Annotated in this window: 23 protein-coding genes and 1 tRNA gene; 19 read left to right on the top strand and 5 right to left on the bottom strand. The window is 39.8% G+C overall.

Going from position 1 to position 20,865, the window contains the following annotated elements; translation table 11 throughout:
* The first annotated feature begins 137 nt into the window (after nucleotides 1–137).
* From OZX60_04850 to OZX60_04800, 11 genes are all read left to right on the top strand, one after another.
* Nucleotides 138–209, top strand: a tRNA-Arg gene (locus OZX60_04850).
* A gap of 309 nt (nucleotides 210–518) precedes the next feature.
* Complete coding sequence (rnz, locus tag OZX60_04845) at nucleotides 519–1,448, top strand: ribonuclease Z (protein ID WEV44769.1); 930 nt, start codon at nucleotides 519–521, stop codon at nucleotides 1,446–1,448.
* On the top strand, nucleotides 1,448–2,209 hold the full coding sequence (locus OZX60_04840) for an SDR family oxidoreductase (GenBank protein WEV44768.1): 762 nt from the start codon (nucleotides 1,448–1,450) through the stop codon (nucleotides 2,207–2,209). The genes rnz and OZX60_04840 overlap by 1 nt, the downstream gene beginning before the upstream one ends.
* Before the next feature lie 23 nt (nucleotides 2,210–2,232).
* Nucleotides 2,233–4,455: a single-stranded-DNA-specific exonuclease RecJ gene (recJ, locus tag OZX60_04835; GenBank protein ID WEV44767.1), complete on the top strand. Its 2,223-nt coding sequence runs from the start codon at nucleotides 2,233–2,235 to the stop codon at nucleotides 4,453–4,455.
* Entirely contained in the window at nucleotides 4,445–4,957 is a 513-nt protein-coding gene (locus tag OZX60_04830) for an adenine phosphoribosyltransferase (GenBank protein WEV44766.1), read from the top strand. Before recJ ends, OZX60_04830 begins: the two co-directional genes overlap by 11 nt.
* A 100-nt stretch (nucleotides 4,958–5,057) precedes the next feature.
* Nucleotides 5,058–5,771 (top strand): DnaD domain-containing protein, encoded by a 714-nt coding sequence (locus OZX60_04825; GenBank protein ID WEV44765.1) that lies wholly within the window; start codon nucleotides 5,058–5,060, stop codon nucleotides 5,769–5,771.
* A 20-nt stretch (nucleotides 5,772–5,791) separates the two neighbouring features.
* Nucleotides 5,792–6,451 carry an endonuclease III gene (nth, locus tag OZX60_04820; GenBank protein ID WEV44764.1) on the top strand — a complete coding sequence of 220 codons (660 nt, stop codon included), beginning with the start codon at nucleotides 5,792–5,794 and terminating at the stop codon, nucleotides 6,449–6,451.
* Nucleotides 6,438–7,124, top strand: a complete 687-nt coding sequence (locus tag OZX60_04815) for a tRNA (adenine(22)-N(1))-methyltransferase TrmK (protein WEV44763.1) — start codon at nucleotides 6,438–6,440, stop codon at nucleotides 7,122–7,124. Before nth ends, OZX60_04815 begins: the two co-directional genes overlap by 14 nt.
* Nucleotides 7,121–7,903, top strand: a complete 783-nt coding sequence (locus tag OZX60_04810) for a Nif3-like dinuclear metal center hexameric protein (protein ID WEV44762.1) — start codon at nucleotides 7,121–7,123, stop codon at nucleotides 7,901–7,903. Before OZX60_04815 ends, OZX60_04810 begins: the two co-directional genes overlap by 4 nt.
* A gap of 139 nt (nucleotides 7,904–8,042) precedes the next feature.
* Nucleotides 8,043–9,269, top strand: a complete 1,227-nt coding sequence (gene pepT, locus OZX60_04805) for a peptidase T (protein WEV44761.1) — start codon at nucleotides 8,043–8,045, stop codon at nucleotides 9,267–9,269.
* 79 nt (nucleotides 9,270–9,348) lie between these two features.
* The gene (locus OZX60_04800; GenBank protein WEV44760.1) at nucleotides 9,349–9,855 is read left to right on the top strand and encodes an EbsA protein; all 507 of its coding nucleotides are present in this window, start codon (nucleotides 9,349–9,351) and stop codon (nucleotides 9,853–9,855) included.
* Here OZX60_04800 and OZX60_04795 read toward each other — a convergent pair.
* Nucleotides 9,845–10,051, bottom strand: a complete 207-nt coding sequence (locus OZX60_04795; GenBank protein WEV44759.1) for a ferredoxin — start codon at nucleotides 10,049–10,051, stop codon at nucleotides 9,845–9,847. The two genes, OZX60_04800 and OZX60_04795, sit on opposite strands and share 11 nt — an antisense overlap.
* 57 nt (nucleotides 10,052–10,108) lie before the next feature.
* Between OZX60_04795 and OZX60_04790 the strand changes: the two genes are divergently transcribed.
* Nucleotides 10,109–10,660 carry a LysM domain-containing protein gene (locus OZX60_04790; protein WEV44758.1) on the top strand — a complete coding sequence of 184 codons (552 nt, stop codon included), beginning with the start codon at nucleotides 10,109–10,111 and terminating at the stop codon, nucleotides 10,658–10,660.
* An 8-nt stretch (nucleotides 10,661–10,668) separates the two neighbouring features.
* Nucleotides 10,669–11,337 carry a (d)CMP kinase gene (gene cmk / locus OZX60_04785; GenBank protein WEV44757.1) on the top strand — a complete coding sequence of 223 codons (669 nt, stop codon included), beginning with the start codon at nucleotides 10,669–10,671 and terminating at the stop codon, nucleotides 11,335–11,337.
* A 50-nt stretch (nucleotides 11,338–11,387) separates the two neighbouring features.
* Here cmk and OZX60_04780 read toward each other — a convergent pair whose 3' ends face one another.
* Nucleotides 11,388–12,197, bottom strand: a complete 810-nt coding sequence (locus OZX60_04780) for a Cof-type HAD-IIB family hydrolase (GenBank protein WEV44756.1) — start codon at nucleotides 12,195–12,197, stop codon at nucleotides 11,388–11,390.
* 189 nt (nucleotides 12,198–12,386) lie between these two features.
* Between OZX60_04780 and OZX60_04775 the strand changes: the two genes are divergently transcribed.
* Nucleotides 12,387–13,832 carry an NCS2 family permease gene (locus OZX60_04775; protein ID WEV44755.1) on the top strand — a complete coding sequence of 482 codons (1,446 nt, stop codon included), beginning with the start codon at nucleotides 12,387–12,389 and terminating at the stop codon, nucleotides 13,830–13,832.
* A 96-nt stretch (nucleotides 13,833–13,928) separates the two neighbouring features.
* On the opposite strand, the gene OZX60_04770 is transcribed toward OZX60_04775, so the two are convergent.
* Complete coding sequence (locus OZX60_04770) at nucleotides 13,929–14,459, bottom strand: DUF402 domain-containing protein (protein WEV44754.1); 531 nt, start codon at nucleotides 14,457–14,459, stop codon at nucleotides 13,929–13,931.
* Nucleotides 14,460–14,602: 143 nt separating this feature from the next.
* Between OZX60_04770 and queG the strand changes: the two genes are divergently transcribed.
* The 4 genes from queG to ftsX all read left to right on the top strand — a co-directional run bounded on the left by queG (nucleotide 14,603) and on the right by ftsX (nucleotide 18,624).
* A complete protein-coding gene (gene queG / locus OZX60_04765; protein WEV44753.1) occupies nucleotides 14,603–15,727 on the top strand; it encodes a tRNA epoxyqueuosine(34) reductase QueG in 1,125 nt (374 codons plus the stop codon).
* Nucleotides 15,728–15,757: 30 nt separating this feature from the next.
* Nucleotides 15,758–16,855 carry a peptide chain release factor 2 gene (gene prfB / locus OZX60_04760; protein WEV44752.1) on the top strand — a complete coding sequence of 366 codons (1,098 nt, stop codon included), beginning with the start codon at nucleotides 15,758–15,760 and terminating at the stop codon, nucleotides 16,853–16,855.
* 148 nt (nucleotides 16,856–17,003) lie between these two features.
* Nucleotides 17,004–17,696 (top strand): cell division ATP-binding protein FtsE, encoded by a 693-nt coding sequence (ftsE, locus tag OZX60_04755; protein WEV44751.1) that lies wholly within the window; start codon nucleotides 17,004–17,006, stop codon nucleotides 17,694–17,696.
* Nucleotides 17,689–18,624 carry a permease-like cell division protein FtsX gene (gene ftsX / locus OZX60_04750; protein WEV45883.1) on the top strand — a complete coding sequence of 312 codons (936 nt, stop codon included), beginning with the start codon at nucleotides 17,689–17,691 and terminating at the stop codon, nucleotides 18,622–18,624. The genes ftsE and ftsX overlap by 8 nt, the downstream gene beginning before the upstream one ends.
* A 39-nt stretch (nucleotides 18,625–18,663) precedes the next feature.
* Here ftsX and lepB read toward each other — a convergent pair whose 3' ends face one another.
* Nucleotides 18,664–19,254, bottom strand: coding sequence for a signal peptidase I (lepB, locus tag OZX60_04745; protein ID WEV45882.1), 591 nt, complete (start codon nucleotides 19,252–19,254; stop codon nucleotides 18,664–18,666).
* A gap of 12 nt (nucleotides 19,255–19,266) precedes the next feature.
* Entirely contained in the window at nucleotides 19,267–20,187 is a 921-nt protein-coding gene (rnhC, locus tag OZX60_04740) for a ribonuclease HIII (GenBank protein WEV44750.1), read from the bottom strand.
* 105 nt (nucleotides 20,188–20,292) lie between these two features.
* On the opposite strand from rnhC, the gene OZX60_04735 reads away from it, so the two are divergent.
* Nucleotides 20,293–20,856, top strand: coding sequence for a CvpA family protein (locus OZX60_04735; GenBank protein WEV44749.1), 564 nt, complete (start codon nucleotides 20,293–20,295; stop codon nucleotides 20,854–20,856).
* The last annotated feature ends 9 nt before the right edge of the window (nucleotides 20,857–20,865 follow it).

Below are 20,865 nucleotides of genomic sequence, written 5' to 3'. Positions count from 1 at the left end.
ATAAATAAACCTTATAGCCTTTAAAGTATGCATAAATTATAAAAAAAGCAAATGATTTTCAAGGGGGCAAAAATTTTTCAGCCATCTTGCTTTTAGCCCTAATTTTTAGTAAAATTATCAGGTAGCAAAAAAATCATCCACCCTTAGTGTAATGGATATCACGCAAGATTCCGGTTCTTGAGACAGCGGTTCGACTCCGTTAGGGTGGATAATAAAACGGACAGAATCCTTAGGTAGGATTATAAACATTCTTGTTGGCGCAAAATTACTAGTAAAATCAGTAAATCCAGTAAAGCCAGCCAAATAATTGAAAGAACTTAGTCGTAGGCAGGAGGAAAACCTTTAGAACTCTAGCTATAAGTTACAACCCCTAAAGCTTGGATAAATCCTTGAATGTGGTTGACTTTAGTGCTGCTTGCTGACTAGGTGCTTTTATTTGTAGGGCTTGCCTTACAGGGAAATTCAAAGCCAATAAGGTGATGAGATAGTATAAGATAGCAATAGTAAAAGAGGATAAAATGGAATTACAATTTTTAGGTACAGGGGCAGGAATGCCCTCTAGGCAGCGAAATGTGACAAGCATGGTCTTGAAGCTTTTAGATGAGCGTAATGAAATGTGGATGTTTGACTGCGGGGAAGCAACCCAGCACCAAATTTTAGAAACTCCCTTGAAACCACGTAAAATCAATAAGATTTTTATTACTCACATGCACGGAGATCATATTTACGGCCTTCCTGGTTTTCTTTCAAGTAGGGGCTTTCTGAGTGGGGACGAGCAGGTGGACCTTGACCTTTACGGGCCAGCAGGAATTAAGGACTATGTAATGACAAGCCTTAGACTCTCGCAAACTAAACTTCCATATCGGATTAACTTCCATGAGCTGACACCATCTGATGAGGGTCTAATCTTTGAGGATGCGACCTTTGAAGTCTACATGGCCCCACTTGATCACGGAATTATTTCCTACGGCTACCGAGTGGTCGAAAAAGATAAGGTTGGTGAATTAGACGCTAATGCCCTCCGTGAGGCAGGAGTTCCCTTTGGACCACTTTTTGGAAAAATTAAAAATGGTCAAGATGTGGTTCTTGACGATGGTAGAAAAATTGTAGCTGCAGACTTTATCGGAGCTGATAAGCCTGGGAAAATCGTGACTATTTTAGGTGATACCAGAAGGTGTGATTCGACCATTCGCCTGGCCATTGGTTCAGATGTTTTAGTCCATGAGGCGACCTATGAGGAAAGAGAAGCAAGGATTGCTAGAAATCATGCCCACTCAACCACCAAACAGGCTGCAGAAATTGCTAGTGCGGCTCAGGTTAAAAAACTGCTCTTGACCCATATTTCTGCCCGCTATGTTGGTCCTGAGGCCAAAAGGCTTGAGGCAGAAGCCAAGAAGTATTTTGCAAACAGTCATGTAGTCAAAGATCTTGAGGAAGTTGAAATCTAATGAAGCTAGAAACAGTAGTAATTACAGGGGCATCAGGTGGACTTGCAAGTTCTCTTGTTGATCAAATTGAAGCCCGTCATATTATTCTTTTATCTCGCAATATTGAGCCCCTTTTAGAGCGCTATAAGGATAGGTCTAATATCCACATGTATGAGTGTGATATTACTGACGACAAGCAGGTTGGTATTGTTTGTAGTAATGTCAGCAGGCAGTTTGGCCCAGTTGACCTTTTAATTAACAATGCAGGCTACGGGGATTTTAAGAATTTCATGGCCTACTCATATGATGAGATAAATGCCATGTTTGAGGTCAATGTCCTGGCCCTTATGAATATTACCAGAAGGTTTTTACCGGGCATGAAGCAGCAGAAGTCAGGGCAAATTATAAATATTGCCTCAATGGCTGGTAAGATGGCCACTGCCAACTCAAGCATCTACTCGGCAACAAAATTTGCGGTCATTGGCTTTTCAAATGCCCTAAGGCTTGAACTTAAGGGTTCAAACGTCATTGTCACAACAGTGAATCCTGGACCAATTAAAACTAAGTTCTTTGAAAGGGCTGATGAAAGTGGGGACTACCTGAAAAAGGTTGGCTTTATTATCCTAGACCCCAATAAGGTTGCCAGGAAAATTGTTAAAAATATTGGTAAAAACAAGAGGGAAATTAACCTTCCAAAAATCATGGCTCTTGGAGCCCAGGCCTATAATCTTTTTCCAAAATTAGGTGATTTTTTGGCAGGAGGTCTTTTTAACCTTAAATAATCTGCAAGGAATAGGAGGGTTTTATGATAGAAGCAAGTAAGGATTGGATTTTGGACAGTCAGTCCTATGATCCAGCCTTTGAACAAGTAATCAAGGACAATAAATTAAATAGTTTGAGCGGTCAAATCCTTTGGAATAGGGGAATTGATGATGAAAAGAAGGTGGCTGACTTTTTAAATCCAAGTCTTGATGGTCTTCATGATCCCTTTTTACTCAATGATATGAGACCAGCCGTTGACCGAATTTTAGCTGCCATTGAAGCGGGCGAAAATATTTTAATCTACGGGGATTATGATGCTGACGGGATGACCTCGGCCTCTGTTATTAAAACAGCCCTAGATGAGCTTGGGGCTGAGTCTGTCGTCTACCTGCCCAACCGTTTTACAGATGGTTACGGGCCTAACCAGGACGTCTACCAGTACTATATTGATAATGAAGCCATAAGTCTTATTATCACAGTTGATAACGGGGTGGCAGGTCTTGAGGCTATCGCTTACGCCCAAGAACGCGGGGTTGATGTCATTGTAACCGACCACCATGCCATGCCAGAAGTTCTTCCTAATGCCTATGCCATCGTCCACCCAGAACACAAGGGAGCTGACTATCCCTTTAAGCATCTAGCAGGAGTTGGGGTGGCCTTCAAGCTGGCCTGTGCCCTTTTGGAATACATTCCAACTGAGATGCTTGATCTTGTTGCTATTGGAACCATTGCTGATATGGTCAGCCTGACCGGTGAAAATAGGATTTTAGTTAAGTACGGCCTTCAGATTTTGGCTCAAACAGAACGCTTTGGTCTTCTTGAACTGATGAATCTTTCAGGGGTAGACCTAGCTGATGTCAATGAGGATACTGTAGGTTTCCAACTGGCACCAAGGCTTAATGCCCTGGGTCGTTTGGATGATCCTAATCCAGCCATCGAGCTTTTAATTGGTTGGGATGATGAGTTGATCAGCCAAATTGCCAAAGAGATTGATGACAAGAATACTGAGCGCAAGGCCTTGGTTGAAAAAATTACCAAAGAGGCCCTAGATATGATGGATGACGCCCCTGTTCAAATTCTATATAAGGAAGATTGGCACCAGGGAGTTTTAGGGATTGTTGCTGGAAGGCTACTTGAAAAGACAGGCAAACCAATCATTATTTTAAATAATGAAGAAGGAATCCTTAAGGGAAGTGCCCGCAGTCCTCTAGCCTATAATATTTTTGAGGCCCTAGATCCCATGCGGGACCTATTTATCAGCTTTGGTGGCCATGCCCAGGCAGCTGGAATGACCTTCTCCCTTGATAATCTTTTACAAATCAAGGAGGGGATGATTGACTTTATAGAAGAGCAGGAAGTTGATTTAGGCCGCAAGGACACCCTTAAATTAGACGGCGCCCTCAAGCTTTCAGATATCTCCCTTGATTTGGTCAAGGATTTAGACCTTCTTGGCCCTTACGGGATGGATAATCCCCGCCCTAGATTTTTACTGACTGACTATAGTGTTAAGGATGCAAGATCGATGGGTCAAGACGGTAGCCATTTGAAGCTTAAGCTTGAGCAGGATAAAAAAATGGTTGATGCAGTCTTTTTTGGTCATGGTCAAGAGAAGTTTGAATTTGAGCAGGCTGAGACAGAACTTGCCTTTACCCTATCTGTAAATAAGTGGAACGGAGTAAGTAGCGTCCAGCTGATGGTTATGGATGCAAGAGCTCAAGGGGTCCAACTTTTTGACCTTCGTTCTAAAAAAATAAAAATTCCATCAAATGCTTATTTATTTGATGAAAATTTGGATAATAGTGGTATAATAGACAAGGTCTTATATGTGCAGTCGACTCCAGATAATCCTAAGGCTTTGAGTAAGCTCATAAGTAGCCATGATTTTGAGGCTATTTACTTTGAAAATAGGATTAAGGACGAGTTTTATTTAACAGGAGCTGGCTCTCGTGAGCAGTTTGCAAGGCTCTATAAAACAATTTACCAGCATCCTGAGTTTGATGTTCGCCACAAACTTTCAGCCCTTTCAAGTTACTTAAAAATTCCAGGCATTTTGTTAATCAAGATGATTAAGATTTTTGAGGAACTAGAATTTGTTGAAATTCGTGATGGTATTATGACTGTTAATAAAGAAGCAAAGAAAAAGGAAATTTCTGAAAGTAAAATCTACCAGGATTTACAGGGTAAGGTTAAGGTGCAAGAATTGTTTGCCCTAAGTCCCGTTAAGGAAATTTATAGAGAATTAAAGGAAGAAAAAAATGAATCTTAAAGATTATATAGCAAGTATCCCCAACTACCCACAAGAAGGAATCACCTTCCGTGATATCTCGCCTCTTATGGCTGATGGAAATGCTTATAGCTATGCAGTGCGTGAAATTGTACAATATGCGACTGACAAGAAAATTGATATGATTGTGGGACCTGAAGCACGTGGATTTATCGTTGGATGTCCAGTAGCTGTAGAACTTGGAATCGGTTTTGCCCCAGTTCGTAAACCTGGTAAACTTCCACGTGAAGTAATCAGTGCTGACTACGAAAAAGAGTACGGTGTAGATACTTTAACAATGCACAAGGATGCAATCAAACCAGGACAACGTGTTCTAATCGTTGACGATTTACTTGCTACTGGTGGAACTGTTAAGGCTACAATCGAGATGATCGAGTCTCTTGGTGGAATCGTTGCAGGATGTGCCTTCCTAATTGAGCTAGACGACCTTAAAGGACGTGAAGCAATTGGAGACTACGACTACAAGGTTCTAATGCACTATTAATAATAAGTCGCTGTAATGGCGATTTTTTTTGCTATAACACGCCCTAGAACGCAATGTTCTGGGGATGCGCGTGAGTTTTTGAATGAGTTAAGGAGGCAGGATGTCATATTTTAATAAATACCGGGCTGGACACATTGTTCTCCCCCATGAGCTACTAAGTAATTTTCATCAACTATTTGCAAATGAATTTGACTTTGCAGTATGGTTGTTTTTCTATGAAAATGCAGAGGTTGCCCCGAGTGTTATCGCAAGGGCCCTCAACAAGCAAACTTCTGAGGTTAACTGTGCCATTAAAAACCTTCAAGAAGGTGGTTGCCTGAAAGTTACTATTTTTGAAGCTGGTGGAAGTATTGACACCATGTTTGATGCAAGCTATGCCTTTGCTAAACTTGATCAAGTCCTAGCTGCTAGCCAAGGAGACTCTAAAAGTCAAAATCTCTCAGATGGGCTCAGTGACCCAGCGGGTCAAGATATTTCCCAGGATAATTCCTTCAGAGAACTCTTGCAGAATTTTGAAAGTGAAATGGGTTCAATTACCCCCTTCCAAGTAGAGGAGATAAGAAACTGGGTTGTTGAAGATAAGTATGATCCAAATCTGATTAAGCTGGCCCTAAGAGAGGCTGTTTTAAATCGTAAAATCAGCCTTAATTATATCAGGGCCATCCTTAGAAACTGGCGCAGTGAGGGGATAAAAACGGAAGCTGACATTCGTAGAAAGCAGGACGCAAGAGCCCTTGAGGCAAGTAAGCAGGCTTCCAAACAGCCCACTCAAACTACACCTATTCCCATTCACCAGTGGAAGAAAGATGATTAAATTTCGGAAGGAGAAAGTCCATGGCTAGACCAATAGGCAAGAGAAAATTTCGTGAAGTGATGGATATTATTGCCCAGATGTATCCCGATGCCCACGGGGAACTTGTAGCAGCTACCCCCTTTCAACTACTGATTGCGACCATCCTTTCAGCCCAGGCAACAGACAAAGGAGTTAACAAGGCAACACCAGGCCTGTTTGCCAAATACCCTGATGTCCAGTCGCTTGCAGCAGCTGACATATCTGATGTTGAAGCCTTGATTAAGACAATTGGTCTTTATAGAACCAAGGCCAAGAACATTGTTGCGGCTTCTAAAAAGCTGCTTGAGGACTTTGGCGGGGAAATTCCTCTTGATAAAAAGAAACTTGAAACCCTTCCTGGAGTTGGAAGGAAGACTGCAAATGTTGTTTTAGGAGATGCCTTTGGGGTTCCTGGTATTGCTGTTGATACCCATGTAGAGCGGATTTCCAAAAGACTGCCCATTATCAAGCAGTCGGCTAGTGTTCTTGAGGTTGAAAAAAAACTAATGGAATTTTTACCTGAAGATGAGTGGGTTGTTGACCACCACAGGTTAATTTTCTTTGGGAGATACCACTGTACAGCAAGAAATCCCAAATGCTTAAATTGCCCTGTTTACCCTTATTGTGCTTACGGAAAGAAAGAATTAAATGAACAAGGATAAATTATCTTATAGATTACAAGTAGTGGGAGATTTTGTCCCCCAAGATGCCCACCTTTTGGATGTGGGAAGCGACCATGCTTATCTGCCGATTAACCTAATTAAAAGAGGTAAAATCCAGAAGGCTCTTGCAGGAGAAGTTGTGCAAGGTCCTTATGAGAGTGCCCTTAATAATGTTAAAAAAGAAGGTTTGAGTAATCAAATTGAGGTCAGACTAGCCAATGGCCTTGCGGCCTTTGAGCCTGAGGACCAGGTTACAGCCATAAGTATTGCTGGTATGGGCGGAAGCCTAATTGCTCAAATTCTTGAAGGCGGTAAAGAAAAGCTTTCAGGAGTTACAAAACTTGTCCTCCAGCCAAATAATAGCGAGAATAATCTTAGGACCTGGCTTGTGGCTAACGGTTTTACCATTGAACAAGAGGTAATCTTGGAAGAAAATGATAAAATCTATGAGGTTCTTGTAGCCGTCCACGGAAATTCTAGTCTAAGTCCTCAAGAAATCAAATTTGGTCCCTTCCTGCTTCAGGAAAAATCGGCTATTTTTAAGAAAAAATGGTTGAAAGAACTTGATAAAAATCAAAAAATCTTAAAAAACCTTAAGGAAAATAGCAAGGACCAGGACAAGGCCCAGCTAATTGAAGAGCAGATTAAGCAACTTGAGGAGGTTGTAAGATGATAGCTAGTGATTTTTTCAAGGCCTATGAGAGCTTCTGTCCCCAGGAGCTTTCCATGAAAGACGATGCCTGTGGCCTTCAAGTTGGAAGTCTTGATGGTAATCTTAAAAGGGTTCTTGTAACCTTAGATATCAGGGAAGAGACTGTTCAGGAGGCCATTGATCTTAAGGTTGACTGTATCTTAGCTAAACATGCCATAATTTTTAGACCCTTGGCCAGTCTTAATGCTAAAAATCCTCAAGAAAAAATGATTTTAGATCTTGTCAGGGCTGGAATTTCTGTCTATGTAAGCCATACTAACATTGATATTGTTAATGGTGGTTTAAATGATTATTTCTGCCAAGAGCTAGCTATTAAAAATACTACTTATTTGACTGAAACTTCAGAAAATCAAGGTATCGGCCGGATTGGTGACATTGAGGCAGAAAGCCTTGCTTCCTTCATTGAAAGAGCTAAAAAAGCCTTTGACCTTGAGACCATTCGCCTGGTTTCTTATACGGGAGACCAGTCAACAAGTATAAGAAGGGTTGCCATCTGCGGAGGTAGTGGAGGTAGTTTTTATAAGGATGCCCTTAAAAAGGGGGCTGACCTTTATATCACAGGGGATATTTACTACCATACTGGTCAGGACATGCTCAGCCAGGGACTTTTAGCCCTTGATCCGGGACACTATATTGAGAAGGCCTTTATTCCTCTTGTGGCGGCTAAACTTAGGGAGCTTACAAGTGGAGTTGAGATTTTTGAAAGTAGGGCTCGGACAAATCCGTTTATGGACCTGTAATAAAGTTTGAAATCTGACAAAACTTTCAGGTATTTACGGAAATTTTTTGCTAAAATAAGTAGGTAGATTACAAGTTATTAATGTGTCTTTTAGATGGCACAAATCCAATAATAAATATAGAAAAAGGGAGTTTCTAAATATGAAATATGAAAAGTTATTAGACCGTTTTATCTCTTATGTAAAAGTTAATACTCGTTCAGACGAAACAAGCCAAACAACTCCAAGTACTGCGAGCCAGGTTGCATTTGCCCAAAAACTTGCTGGGGAGATGGAAGAGGTTGGACTGCAAAATGTTCATTACCTAGAAAATAATGGCTATGTTATTGGTACTCTTCCGGCAAATACAGATAAAGAAAGTCGCAAAATTGGCTTTATTGCCCACATGGATACGGCTGATTTCAATGCAGAAGGCGTTAATCCGCAGATTATTGAAAACTATGATCTAAGTGTGATTGATCTTGGAGATAGTGGCTTTAAGCTCGATCCAAAGGATTTTCCAAACTTAAATAATTATGAGGGTCAAACTCTAATTACAACTGATGGAACTACTCTTTTAGGGGCTGACGATAAGAGTGGGATTGCTGAAATTATGACAGCAATTGACTACCTGGTTAAGCATCCTGAGGTAAAACACGGGGAAATTCGTGTTGGTTTTGGTCCTGACGAAGAGATTGGGATTGGGGCTAACAAATTCGACGTTGAAGATTTTGATGTTGATTTTGCCTATACTATTGACGGAGGACCCCTTGGTGAACTCCAATATGAAACCTTTAATGCTGCAGGAGCTAAGGTTCACTTCCAGGGTAAAAATGTCCACCCAGGAACTGCCAAAAATCAAATGGTCAATGCCCTTCAGCTTGCCATTGATTTCCATAATGCCCTACCAGAAGGTGCTCGTCCTGAATTAACTGAAGGTCGTGAAGGCTTCTTCCACCTGGCAGATATGTCTGGTGCTCCTGAGGAAGCAACTAGCGTTTACATCATCCGTGATCATGACCGCAAGATTTTTGAAAGCATGAAGCAGGAGATGGTTAATCTGGCTGAGAAGATGAATGAAGCCTATGATACACCTCGTGTTTCTGTTGAAATAAATGACCAGTACTACAATATGGCAGAAATTATTGAACAAGATATGTCAATTATTGACCTTGCCCAAAAGGCCATGGAAAATCTTGAAATCAAACCACTAATTGAAGCAGTTCGCGGGGGAACTGACGGAAGTAAAATCTCCTTCATGGGAATTCCTACACCAAATATTTTTGCTGGTGGAGAGAACATGCATGGGCGTTTTGAATTTGTTAGTCTTGAAACCATGGAGCAAGCAGTTGCGACAATTATTGAGATTGCAAGATTAAATGCTGAATAATTAAAGTTTATAGTAACCGGAGGATTAACTTTGTGTTATTATAAACGTAATTATAAGTTTTAGGAGATTTTGTTTATTAATGATAAAAATTTTTGGGAAATTAAGGTACCACTGGCAGCCTGAATTAAGTCTTTTAATTATCTATTGGAGTTTTGCCTTTATACCGGTGTTTTTGAGTATGGCGCTTTTGTATGAAGATACAACAAGTGCCGAACCTTCCCTGCTGTTTTTCTTGGCCTTTTTAGTTTTAATCATAGCAGGAATTCATAGGTATTTTGAGATTGTTGAAGGAAAAGATGAACTTTTAATCTATTCAAGCTTTCCTGGTTTACCTAAGAGAATTAGAATCACAAGCATTTCTAAGATTGCAGTATCTAAGCACCGCATAAAAATATATTGTGGTCGCTGGCCTAGTGGCCGGGTTTTTTATATGAAAAAATGGACCAAAAAATATTTTCTTGACGCTCTGGTTTCCAATCCTTTCTTCAAGGGAGAAACATATCTAATTGGAAATGCTGATGATTATTTCACAGCCTACGAAGATGAAGAGGCAAGAATTGCAAAAAAAAGAGGCCCTAAAGCCTAATGATTGCGTGAGTCGGGCACTCTTTGATTGATTGAATAACTTGATTGGCCTCAGGTCCTTCAAGATTATCAAGTTCATCTGACTGGTTCTTATAAAACTTAACGATTCCATTATCATGGTAGTCGAAGATTGTAGGGGCGAAGCTATGGCAAAGACCGCAGGCAATGCACTTATCAGGTAATATTTTAATTTTCATATAAAGATAGTAATAGTAAAATTGTAAAAAGTCAAATTAAAGAGAGGATGAGGCACAATGGCTAACAACAAAGAACCATGGAACAAAAAAGTATATCAAAATGATGGGAATCAAGGAGAGGGAAAGACTGCCTCAAAAAAGACAGCAAGTACTAGGTTTCTGACATTTTTAGTAATTGGACTTTTTATGATTATTGGTGTAATAATCGCTACTTTACTGTGGAGTAATCAGGTGACTGATAACTCAAAAATTTCAAATTCCTTCTATACTAGTGACTCAAGTGAACTGGTAGCAAGCACACCAGCAAGTACATCACAAGCAGCAGGAGAATCTAGCCAAGCTCCTGCAGAAAGTACACCAGCAGCATCAAGCACACCTACAAGTCAAGAGGCTGAAAGTTCAGCTCCTCAAGTTTCAAGTTCAGAAGCTGAGGCAACTTCAAGCTCAAGTGAGGTAGCAACTGGTAATACAACAGAAGTTGTAGCTGGAGAAGGTATTAATCAGATTGCAGCTCGTACAGGGGTTCCAGCAAGTCAAATCGCTGCTGCAAATGGAATGACTGTAGACACTTGGTTTGCCTACCCAGGTCAAGTAATTAAGCTTAAATAGGAGTAATAATGAGAGATATAAAGATTGCTATAGACGGCCCTGCTTCAAGTGGTAAAAGTACTGTAGCAAAGATTATTGGTCGAGATCTTGGTTTGGTTTATTTAGACACAGGGGCCATGTATAGGGCCGCAACCTATCTGGCCTTAAATAATGAGACAGAAGATGTAGATCAAATCATCGGTCTCTTGCGGGAAAATCCAATTAGTTTTGGCAATGATGGCAGTGGTCGTCAACTGGTTTATTTGGGAGAAGTTGATGTAACAGATGCTGTGAGGCAAAAAGATGTTACAGCCTCTGTTTCAAAAATTGCAGCCATGCCTGAAATTCGTGAATATCTGGTTGAAGCTCAAAGGTTTATTGCCAGCCACGGTGGTATTGTCATGGATGGTCGAGACATTGGAACCGTCGTTTTACCTGATTCAGAACTTAAAATCTTTTTGGTAGCAAGTGTTGATGAAAGGGCTGAGCGCCGTCACAAACAAAACCTTGAGATGGGAATTCCGTCAGATCTTGAAAGCCTAAAAATTGAAATTTCTGAACGTGACCATAAGGATAGCACTAGAAAAACTTCTCCTCTTGTTCAAGCAGAGGATGCTATTTACTTAGACACGACAGGAATGTCGATTGAGGATGTGGTTAAATTCATTGAAGATAAGGCTCGTGAGCTTACAGCTTAAAGTTAGCGAAAAATAAAAAACCTAGGACATATACCTAGGTTTTTTATTTTTTATAAAAGAATTTTTTCAAGGGTCCGGGCCACCCCGTCCTCATTGTTGGTCCATTCAGTTTGGTTTTTAGCATATTCGAGAAGGACTGGATTAGCATTCTTCATGGCGTAGCTATCCCCTGCTAGTTTAAACATTTCGATATCATTTTGCTCATCGCCAAAGGCCATTAGATTATTTTTATCGACATTTAAAACATTAAGTAGGTGCTTAAGTCCGCTGGCCTTGCTTATATTTTTAGGGACAATTTCAAGGATGGAGTTGGGTCCACCCCAGGCAGCCACACTAATTTGATTTTTATAAAAATCATTTATCTCACGGGCTACCTCTTCCTTATCTTCAGCTGTTGTTTGAAGAAGTAGGGCATTAGGATTATTGGTAAGCTTACTTACCTCTAATTTATGATGGGGGTAAAATTTTTCAATTCCAAAAAGTTCAGGCGTCACGGCCTCAAAGTTATTAATAAAGAATTTCTTACGGTACTCAGTTGCAAGGAAGTCAAGTTGGAAACTTTTTTGATTTTCAAGCAGGCTATGGACAATTTCCCTTTCAATTTGGCTTTCTTTTTTATGGGCCCAATTTTTATGGCCAGGTTTTATGGTCATTGATCCGTTAAAGTTAATCATTGGCGTATCAAGCTCAAGTTCCTTATAAATATCAATTGCCATCCTGTAAGGGCGTCCGGTAGCAATAACAATTGAATGCCCTGCATCTTGAACCCTTTTAAAAACATCTTTGGTATAATCACTGACTGTATTATCAGATTTTAAGGTGGTTCCATCAAGGTCGATGGCGATTAATTTTTTATTCATTTTTAACTCCTGTTTATATCAATTTACCGGTAATTATAACATATTAATTAGTAATTATAAATATCTAGGGGTAAAAGGTGAACAATAGCCAAAAAAATATAGGTTAATTTTAAGAAATTGCTTGAAATTTATAAAAAATAACGTAAAATGGTTATTATAGTTTATAAATGTTTATTTTTAAGGAGACGTATGTTAGAAAAATTTTTCAAACTAAAAGAAAATGGTACCACTGTTGGTACTGAGATTATGGCCGGAATGACAACCTTCTTTGCCATGAGTTATATCCTCTTTGTTAACCCTAGTGTCCTAGGTCAAACAGGAATGCCAACCCAAGCAGTCTTTTTAGCAACAATTATTGCAAGTGTTATTGGGACCTTAATCATGGGGCTTTATGCCAACCTTCCTTATGCTCAGGCTCCAGGGATGGGACTTAATGCCTTCTTTACTTTTACAGTAGTTTCAGCCTTAGGTTATAGCTGGCAACAAGCTCTAGCCATGGTTTTCATTTGTGGGATTGTAAATATTGTAATCACAGTAACTCGCATTCGTAAGGCTATCATGAAGGCTATTCCAATCAGCCTCCAACATGCTATCGGTGGGGGTATCGGAATCTTCATTGCCTATGTTGGGATTAAAAATGCAGGCCTTCTCCAGTTCTTGAGTGACCCAGGTACTTATACAGTTCTTGGTAAAGGAGCTGACGAGGGTAAAGCAAGTATCATTTCAAATAGTGGAATCGTACCTGAACTTGTAAAATTCAATGATCCAGCAGTTCTTCTAGCTCTAGCTGGTATTGCAATCACTATGTTCTTTGTTTTAAAAAATATCAAAGGTGGAGTTCTTCTTTCAATTCTTGCGACAACAGTTCTTGCTGTTTTAACTGGAGTTGTTAAGGTTGATCTATCAACTCTTCTTAAGGAAAACAATATCGGTGTAGCCTTTAAAGAACTTGGAACTACTTTTGGTGCAGCCTTTGGTCATGAAGGAATGGGATCACTTTTCTCTGATAGTTCAAAAATTCCTCAGGTCTTTATGACAATCCTTGCCTTCAGCCTATCTGATACTTTTGATACTCTTGGAACCTTTATCGGTACAGGACGTAAAACTGGTATCTTCTCTGAAGAGGATGAAAAAGCCCTTGAAGAAGGAAGCGGAGTTTCATCTAAGATGGACCGTGCTCTTATCTCTGATGCTGTAGCAACTTCAATTGGAGCTGTATTTGGTACTTCAAATACAACTACTTACGTGGAATCAGCAGCTGGTATTGGTGCAGGTGGACGTACAGGTCTTACTGCTGTAGTTGTTGCCATCTTATTCATGGTTTCAAGTCTTTTCTCACCAGTCCTTGCTATTGTACCTACTCAAGCAACAGCACCTGTTTTAATTATTGTTGGGATGATGATGCTATCAAGCTTTACTGATATTGACTGGACAGACCTTGATGAGGCAATTCCAGCCTTCTTTACAAGTGTCTTCATGGGTCTAGCCTACAGCATCTCATACGGGATTGCAGCAGGATTCATCATGTTCACCCTTGTTAAATTTATCCGTGGTAAATTCTCTGAAATCCATCCAATTGTTTGGATTGTTGTAGCACTATTTATTGCTAACTTCGGAATTCTTGCCATCATGTAAGATATAAAAAAACTATCACTAGGTGATAGTTTTTTTGTTGGCTTTTTAGGGAATAAAAAAATTCCTGGGGTATGAGCCCAAAAGAAAAAGGCAGAATCACTGCCTTAATTGGTTGTAACGATCGTACCAAATTTTAATGTATTCTTCAGAGAAGGGGCCACGCTCATTTTTTATCCAATCAACTAAAATTTTAACATTCTCCTTAAGAACGTAGTCAATTTGGGGGGAATACCCCATTTGTTTTTTGTGGCGTTCATATTCCTCAACATCAAGTAGACGCTTTTCACCATCTGGAAATACCTTTACATCCAAATCGTAGTCAATATACTTTAGGGCTTCATCATCCAGAGTATATGGACTAGCAAGGTTGCAGTAGTAGGAAACACCATTGTCACGAATCATGGCAATGATGTTAAACCAGTATTTCTTATGAAAGTAAACAATAGCAGGTTCACGGGTAACCCACCGTCTTTCGTCTGCTTCAGTAACAAGGGTATGATCGTTAACTCCGATTATAGAATTTTCATTTGTTTTTAGCACCATCGTATCACGCCAGGTACGATGCAAGCTTCCGTCATGTTTATAGCTTTGAATCGTAATAAAGTCGCCCTCACGTAGAGCTTTCATAGTAATACCAACTTTCTAGAATTCAAAGATCTCGCTTTATATTATACCATAGTGTTGTGAAATTGTCTGTATCAAATTGTCAAATAACTTACCAGGACAATAGGGTATAATGGACTTAAGAAATTAAAGTGGATGGTAATGAAATGGATTTAAAAACAGAAATAATAAAATTAGCAGAGGGGCTAAATATCCAAAAGATTGGTTTTACAAGTGCTGATGATTTCGAATATATGAGGCCAGGCCTTGAAGAACAAAAGGAAAAGGGGCATACCTCTGGTTTTGAGCATAAAAATTTAGATGAGAGGCTAAATCCTAATCTGACCTTGAATAAAGCCAAGACCATTATTTCAGTGGCCCTAGCTTATCCCAATAAGTTACTGGAAAAACCTGAAAAAACTGACTATCGAAGAGGTTCTTTTGCTCGGGCCAGCTGGGGCATTGACTACCACAATATCATGCAGGAGAAGTTGGGTCAGTTGATAGCTGGAATTGAGGATTTAATAAGTGGTTTGGACTATAAGGCCTTTGTGGATACAGGCCCTTTGATAGACGTTGCTGTAGCTGCTAGGGCAGGCCTTGGTTTTATTGGAAAAAATGGGCTTTTGGTAACCCGGGAATATGGCAGCTATGTTTATTTGGGTGAAATTATAACTGACCTTGAAATAGCTCCAGACAGTCCAGTAGATTATGGCTGCGGGGATTGCACCAGGTGTCTTGATTTTTGTCCGACCAAGGCTCTTTTAGGTGACGGACGGATGAATGCCCAAAGGTGCCTATCCTTTCAAACTCAAAATAAGGGGATTTTAGCAGAAGAGTACCGGGAGAAGATGAAGACAGTCATCTACGGCTGTGATATCTGCCAGATGGTCTGTCCTTATAATAAGGGGATTGACTCACATTTCCATCCTCAGATGGAGGGAAACCCGGAGCTTGTTCAGCCAGAACTTTTACCATTTTTAGATTTAACCAACAAGGAATTTAAGGAAAAGTTTGGTGAACTCGCCGGTAGCTGGCGAGGTAGGAATGTTCTACAGAGAAATGCCATCTATGCTCTAGCTAATGCAAGAGACAAATCAAGCATTCCCAAACTTTTAGAAATAATTGAAAAAAGCCAAAATGAAATTTTTGTCGCTTCAGCCTTTTGGAGCCTGGGTAAGCTTGTCAAAGAGCCCAGTCAGGAGATGGTAAACCTTGTTTCTAAAAGAAAGTTGACCAATGAGGTCAGCGAGAGCGAACGTGAAAAACTCCTTGAATTATGGTATAGTTAGATAGATAATCTAAGGAGTAAACACTAAAAGATGGAATTATTTGAAATAAAAAAACAACTGGATGACAACCAGACGAAGATTGATAGTTTTCGTGCAAATCTTGACCTAGAGAGGTTGGAAGAAGAGATTGCCATGTTTGAAAATGATATGGCAGTCCCTGGTTTTTGGGATGATAATGTAGCAGCCCAAAAGGTCATTAATGAAAGTAATGCCCTTAAGGCCAAATATGATGATTTTATGAGTATTCAAGACCTTTTTGATGAACTTTGTGTCATGCTTGAAATGCTTGCAGAAGAAGCAGATGACATGATGAAAGAGGAGCTTGAAGAGGGTCTTAAAACGCTTAATGCCCGCATGCAAACCTACGAACTTGAAATGCTTTTAAACCAGCCATATGACCACATGAATGCCATTTTAGAAATTCATCCGGGGGCTGGGGGAACTGAGTCCCAAGACTGGGGCAGCATGCTTATGCGAATGTATGAGCGCTGGGGTAATGCCCATGACTTCAAGGTAGAAATCCTTGACTACCAGGCAGGAGATGAGGCAGGAATTAAGAGTGTTACCTTTAAATTCTCAGGCCACAATGCTTATGGTTTCCTAAGAAGTGAGATGGGAGTTCACCGTCTGGTACGTATTTCGCCATTTGATTCTGCCAAACGCCGTCATACATCATTTTGTTCAGTTGAGGTCTTGCCTGAACTTGACGGGACAGTTGACGTTGAAATTAACTCAGACGACCTAAGAATTGATACTTATAGGGCTAGTGGTGCCGGTGGTCAGCACATCAATAAGACCGAATCTGCTGTCCGAATCACTCATATTCCAACAGGAGTTGTTGTAGCCAGCCAGACTCAAAGAAGCCAGCTAAAAAATAGGGAAGAAGCTATGGGAATGCTTAAATCTAAGCTTTATGCCCTTGAAATGCAGAAGAAACAAGCTGAGGTTGACGAGCTAAAGGGTGACCAAAAAGAAATCGCCTGGGGAAGCCAAATTCGCTCTTATGTTTTCCACCCATATAACATGGTCAAAGATCACAGAACCAACTATGAAACAGGTGCCATTCAAGCAGTAATGGACGGAGATATTGATGGTTTTATTGATGCCTACCTCAAATGGAGCATGTAAGTGCCTACCATTTATTACAAAAATTATCACGGAAAAGTAAATTAATATCATCAAACTGTAATTATTTGTAAAAGACAATAATAATTACTAGTCATTTAAATGATATAATCTAAAATGAAAGGAGTATCTGTCCACACAGAGCACATTTATGAGTATAATTGAATTAAAAAATGTTACAAAAAAATACAGCAATGGAACGACAGCCCTTAGAAATGTTTCCTTGAATGTTGAAGCAGGGGAATTTGCCTATATTGTTGGACCTTCTGGAGCCGGAAAATCAACCTTCATCAGACTACTTTATAGGGAGATTGGGATTGATGCAGGGGACGCCAGAGTTGCTGGTTTTAGCCTGGCTAAAATTAAGGGACGTGATGTTCCTATGCTTCGCAGGTCAGTTGGGGTGGTCTTTCAGGACTACAAACTTCTACCTAAGAAGAATGTTTATGAGAATGTAGCCTATGCTATGCAAGTAGTGGGACGTCCTCCTAGGGAAATTAAAAAGCGCGTTATGGAAGTTTTAGATTTAGTTGGTCTAAAACATAAGGTTAGATCTTTTCCTAACGAGTTATCTGGTGGGGAACAACAACGTGTTGCCATCGCTAGATCTATTGCCAATTCACCTAAGGTCTTAATCGCTGATGAACCTACAGGAAACCTTGACCCAGAAAATTCATGGGGGATAATGAATCTTTTAGAAAAAATTAACCTTCAAGGGACAACAATCCTTATGGCAACTCACAATAGCCAGATTGTAAATACGCTTAGACACAGGGTTATTGCCATTGAAAATGGGCGTATTGTAAGAGACCAACAGGAAGGAGAATATGGTTATGATGATTAGAAACTTTTTTAGGCATCTTCTTGATTCCTTAAAAAACCTTCGTCGTAATGGGTGGATGACTATTGCAGCTGTCAGCTCAGTTACGATAACTTTAACCCTTCTTGGAATCTTCTTATCTGTAATTATGAATACGGCAAAACTTGCGACAGACATTGAAAACAATGTCCGTGTTATGACTTACCTTAAGCTTGATCGCCATGACAATGACAAGGAATATGTTGACCCGCAGGACAAGACAAAGATGGTTGAAAATGCCAACTACCACCAAATTTATGATCAGATTTCTGCCCTTGAGCATGTTGATGGGATAACATTTTCAAGCAAGGAAGACCAGTTAAATAAGCTGACTGATACTCTAGGGGATACCTGGAAATTATTCCAAGGGGATGCAAACCCTCTTTATGATGTCTACATCGTAGAAGCTGATAAGCCTGAAAATGTTAAGGAATTAGCTGCTACCATTAAGGGTATTGAGGGTGTTGAAAAAACCGAATATGGTGGAATCAACACTGACCGAATCTTTAAAATAGCAAGTACAATCAGAACTTGGGGATTTGGAGGAGCAGCCCTACTCTTATTTGTTGCAGTCTTCCTGATCTCAAACACAATCAGAATTACAATTATGTCAAGGAGCCGAGAAATCCAAATCATGAGTTTGGTTGGGGCCAAAAAAGGTTACATCCGTTGGCCATTCTTCCTTGAGGGAGCTTGGGTTGGTATGCTTGGAGCTATTCTTCCAAGTGTTCTTATCCACTACCTATATAGGATTGTTTATAAGAGCTTTACACCATCTCTAATCTCTCAAGGATTAAGCATGCTTAAAGCTGACGCCTTCATCCCGCAGATTATAATTCTTATGGTGGCTATAGGAGCCGTTATCGGATCTCTTGGTTCAGTCATCTCAATGAGGAAATTCCTTAAAATATAAAGAAAAAACTCTAATATTTATTAGAGTTTTTCTTTTTTATTAAATTGATCCGATTGATTTTAGGGGGAAAAGTCTGAACTTAGCCTTACCTAGGATTTCTTCCTTGCTAAAGGTTCCAACCTGGCGACTATCTTTTGAGACAATCCGATTGTCCCCTAGAAGAAGGTACTGATCATCTCCTAAATCAATTTCAAAGTCGGGATTTCCTTCAGAGTCAACCGTGAAAGCCTTAGAACTTGCAGCCCTTTCCTGGAAGAAACTGTCATAGGAGTAGGTTGATTGAAGTTTATCCTTCTTAAATTCAGCTAGATAGTCATCAAGGTAGCTTTCCTTAAAAACTTCCCCGTTGATGGTCAAAACATCATCTTTAAAGACAATTTTATCACCAGGAAGTCCAATGACACGTTTGATGATATCCTTACTTTCTCCGTTATCTGTTTCCTTGGCTACTACGATATCTGAGCGTTTAAAGTCCTTAGAACGAAACATGATTAGATACTGTTTATTAGCAAGGGTTGGGTCCATCGAGTGACCTGATACACTTACCGGTGCCCACAGGTAGATTCTTGATAGTAACATGACAAGTCCTATGAAGATTACAAGTCCCCATTCTCGTATGAATTTCATAATTGTACTCCTTTATTATTGTTTGAGGCCAGCAATTTTTTTAGCCTTCTCCGTATTTTTAAAATGCATTTTAGCAGTTTTTTCGAGGGCTGTCATTCCCCTTCTTGTAAGAATTTGTGCAGCCACCTGGTCACTTTTACTGCCAGCCCCACTTGGAAGCTTTATTGAAAACTCCTTAGACAAGTGGTCAAGGTTTTTCAAAAAGAGGCTTCTTGCAATAATGGAACTTGCGGCAACTGCTAAAAACTGACCTTCAGCCTTTTGAATAAGGGTCGGAACGATCTGAGGATGATTTCTTTCCTTTCTAGCATATTTTTGGTAGTTGGAAGGAGTGGTAAAGGCATCTACCACAACTTGTTTGATGGGAAACTCCCTACTTAATTTTTTTTCTAGAAGAAAGATGGCCTGGTTGTGTAGGGATACCTTAATACTAACAGCATTATAGCCTGCACTGATGGCTTCGTTGTACTTGCTAGGACTAAGTAAAATGGAAGTATGCTTGATTTTTTTTTCAAGTATTGGTGCCAGCTTTAAAATCTGCTCATCCCTTAGATTTTTAGAGTCATCAACACCTAGTTCTTTCAAGTAAGCTATATCTTCATCAGCCACATAGCTTGCTACAACAGCCAAACCTCCAAAGTAGCTCCCGTTACCAACTTCGTCAGTACCAATCATATTAGATTGCATATTAGCTTGGCCTGTAATTTGACTACTGGTCTCAATCTGACTTTCATTTTGATGTCCAAAGGCTTTAGCTGCATCTTGAGCTAAATTGCCTTGGAACATGACCTTGTTAGAAGTATAGGCTGTAACGACTAGGCCTGGCAGTTTAGCCATAAAACTAACATAGGGGTTTTTGGGAGGGACTAAAAATTTTTCATATTTATCTCTGATAGCTTTTAATTCCTGAGGATTTGATTTGATAACTATATTCATGGGCTAATTTTACCACAAAAATGAACAAAAGTTTAAAAAAAGCAAATTTTGGGTTATAATGTACTAAAAGTGCTAGCCACTTAAACTATATGAAATGAGTATACTATGATTTCAATTATAATTATGATACTTTTAGCCTGGGCCTTTTATGTGGGATATTCAAGGGGGCTTTACCTCCAATTATTCTATAGCTTGGGTATAATTTTAGCAGGAGCCTTTGCCCTATCAAATTACCAGACTCTAGCCGCAAAAATTTCTATGTGGGTACCTTTTGCCAATGCGGGTGTGACTAGTCAGCTTAAAATTTTCAAGCAAGATATAATCTTCCAACTCGATAAGACCTATTATGCAGGTATTGCCTTTTTACTAATCTTAGTTGCAGGTTATCTTGCAGCTAGGTTGGTTGGCATCTTCTTTGGCTTTTTGTCAAATTCACAGCCCCTTGGAAAGATCGGATCTCTTATCTCAGGTATCCTAGCCCTCTTAACTACTTACTTTATTCTAGAAACAGGGCTAACAATCCTTGCCATGGTGCCCATTAACAGCATCCAGGATAAGCTATCTTCAAGCGGACTAGTAAAATTTATGATTACTGATACTCCGATTCTTTCAAAATTTTTACTAACAAGCTTCTTTGAAAACATCATCCATCTGAATCCAATCAAATAGGGCTATAGC

This window comes from Streptococcaceae bacterium ESL0687, from assembly GCA_029392475.1.
Lineage (GTDB): Bacteria > Bacillota > Bacilli > Lactobacillales > Streptococcaceae > Floricoccus.
Note: the sequence above shows the minus strand (reverse complement) of the source record. Positions and strands in the feature narration are given on the sequence as shown.

What these genes read in the sequence shown, in the direction of transcription:
- rnz (WEV44769.1), top strand. Translation starts at nt 519, where the DNA reads ATGGAATTACAATTTTTAGGTACAGGGGCAGGAATGCCCTCTAGGCAG.
- OZX60_04840 (WEV44768.1), top strand. Translation starts at nt 1,448, where the DNA reads ATGAAGCTAGAAACAGTAGTAATTACAGGGGCATCAGGTGGACTTGCA.
- recJ (WEV44767.1), top strand. Translation starts at nt 2,233, where the DNA reads ATGATAGAAGCAAGTAAGGATTGGATTTTGGACAGTCAGTCCTATGAT.
- OZX60_04830 (WEV44766.1), top strand. Translation starts at nt 4,445, where the DNA reads ATGAATCTTAAAGATTATATAGCAAGTATCCCCAACTACCCACAAGAA.
- OZX60_04825 (WEV44765.1), top strand. Translation starts at nt 5,058, where the DNA reads ATGTCATATTTTAATAAATACCGGGCTGGACACATTGTTCTCCCCCAT.
- nth (WEV44764.1), top strand. Translation starts at nt 5,792, where the DNA reads ATGGCTAGACCAATAGGCAAGAGAAAATTTCGTGAAGTGATGGATATT.
- OZX60_04815 (WEV44763.1), top strand. Translation starts at nt 6,438, where the DNA reads ATGAACAAGGATAAATTATCTTATAGATTACAAGTAGTGGGAGATTTT.
- OZX60_04810 (WEV44762.1), top strand. Translation starts at nt 7,121, where the DNA reads ATGATAGCTAGTGATTTTTTCAAGGCCTATGAGAGCTTCTGTCCCCAG.
- pepT (WEV44761.1), top strand. Translation starts at nt 8,043, where the DNA reads ATGAAATATGAAAAGTTATTAGACCGTTTTATCTCTTATGTAAAAGTT.
- OZX60_04800 (WEV44760.1), top strand. Translation starts at nt 9,349, where the DNA reads ATGATAAAAATTTTTGGGAAATTAAGGTACCACTGGCAGCCTGAATTA.
- OZX60_04795 (WEV44759.1), bottom strand. Translation starts at nt 10,051, where the DNA reads ATGAAAATTAAAATATTACCTGATAAGTGCATTGCCTGCGGTCTTTGC.
- OZX60_04790 (WEV44758.1), top strand. Translation starts at nt 10,109, where the DNA reads ATGGCTAACAACAAAGAACCATGGAACAAAAAAGTATATCAAAATGAT.
- cmk (WEV44757.1), top strand. Translation starts at nt 10,669, where the DNA reads ATGAGAGATATAAAGATTGCTATAGACGGCCCTGCTTCAAGTGGTAAA.
- OZX60_04780 (WEV44756.1), bottom strand. Translation starts at nt 12,197, where the DNA reads ATGAATAAAAAATTAATCGCCATCGACCTTGATGGAACCACCTTAAAA.
- OZX60_04775 (WEV44755.1), top strand. Translation starts at nt 12,387, where the DNA reads ATGTTAGAAAAATTTTTCAAACTAAAAGAAAATGGTACCACTGTTGGT.
- OZX60_04770 (WEV44754.1), bottom strand. Translation starts at nt 14,459, where the DNA reads ATGAAAGCTCTACGTGAGGGCGACTTTATTACGATTCAAAGCTATAAA.
- queG (WEV44753.1), top strand. Translation starts at nt 14,603, where the DNA reads ATGGATTTAAAAACAGAAATAATAAAATTAGCAGAGGGGCTAAATATC.
- prfB (WEV44752.1), top strand. Translation starts at nt 15,758, where the DNA reads ATGGAATTATTTGAAATAAAAAAACAACTGGATGACAACCAGACGAAG.
- ftsE (WEV44751.1), top strand. Translation starts at nt 17,004, where the DNA reads ATGAGTATAATTGAATTAAAAAATGTTACAAAAAAATACAGCAATGGA.
- ftsX (WEV45883.1), top strand. Translation starts at nt 17,689, where the DNA reads ATGATTAGAAACTTTTTTAGGCATCTTCTTGATTCCTTAAAAAACCTT.
- rnhC (WEV44750.1), bottom strand. Translation starts at nt 20,187, where the DNA reads ATGAATATAGTTATCAAATCAAATCCTCAGGAATTAAAAGCTATCAGA.
- OZX60_04735 (WEV44749.1), top strand. Translation starts at nt 20,293, where the DNA reads ATGATTTCAATTATAATTATGATACTTTTAGCCTGGGCCTTTTATGTG.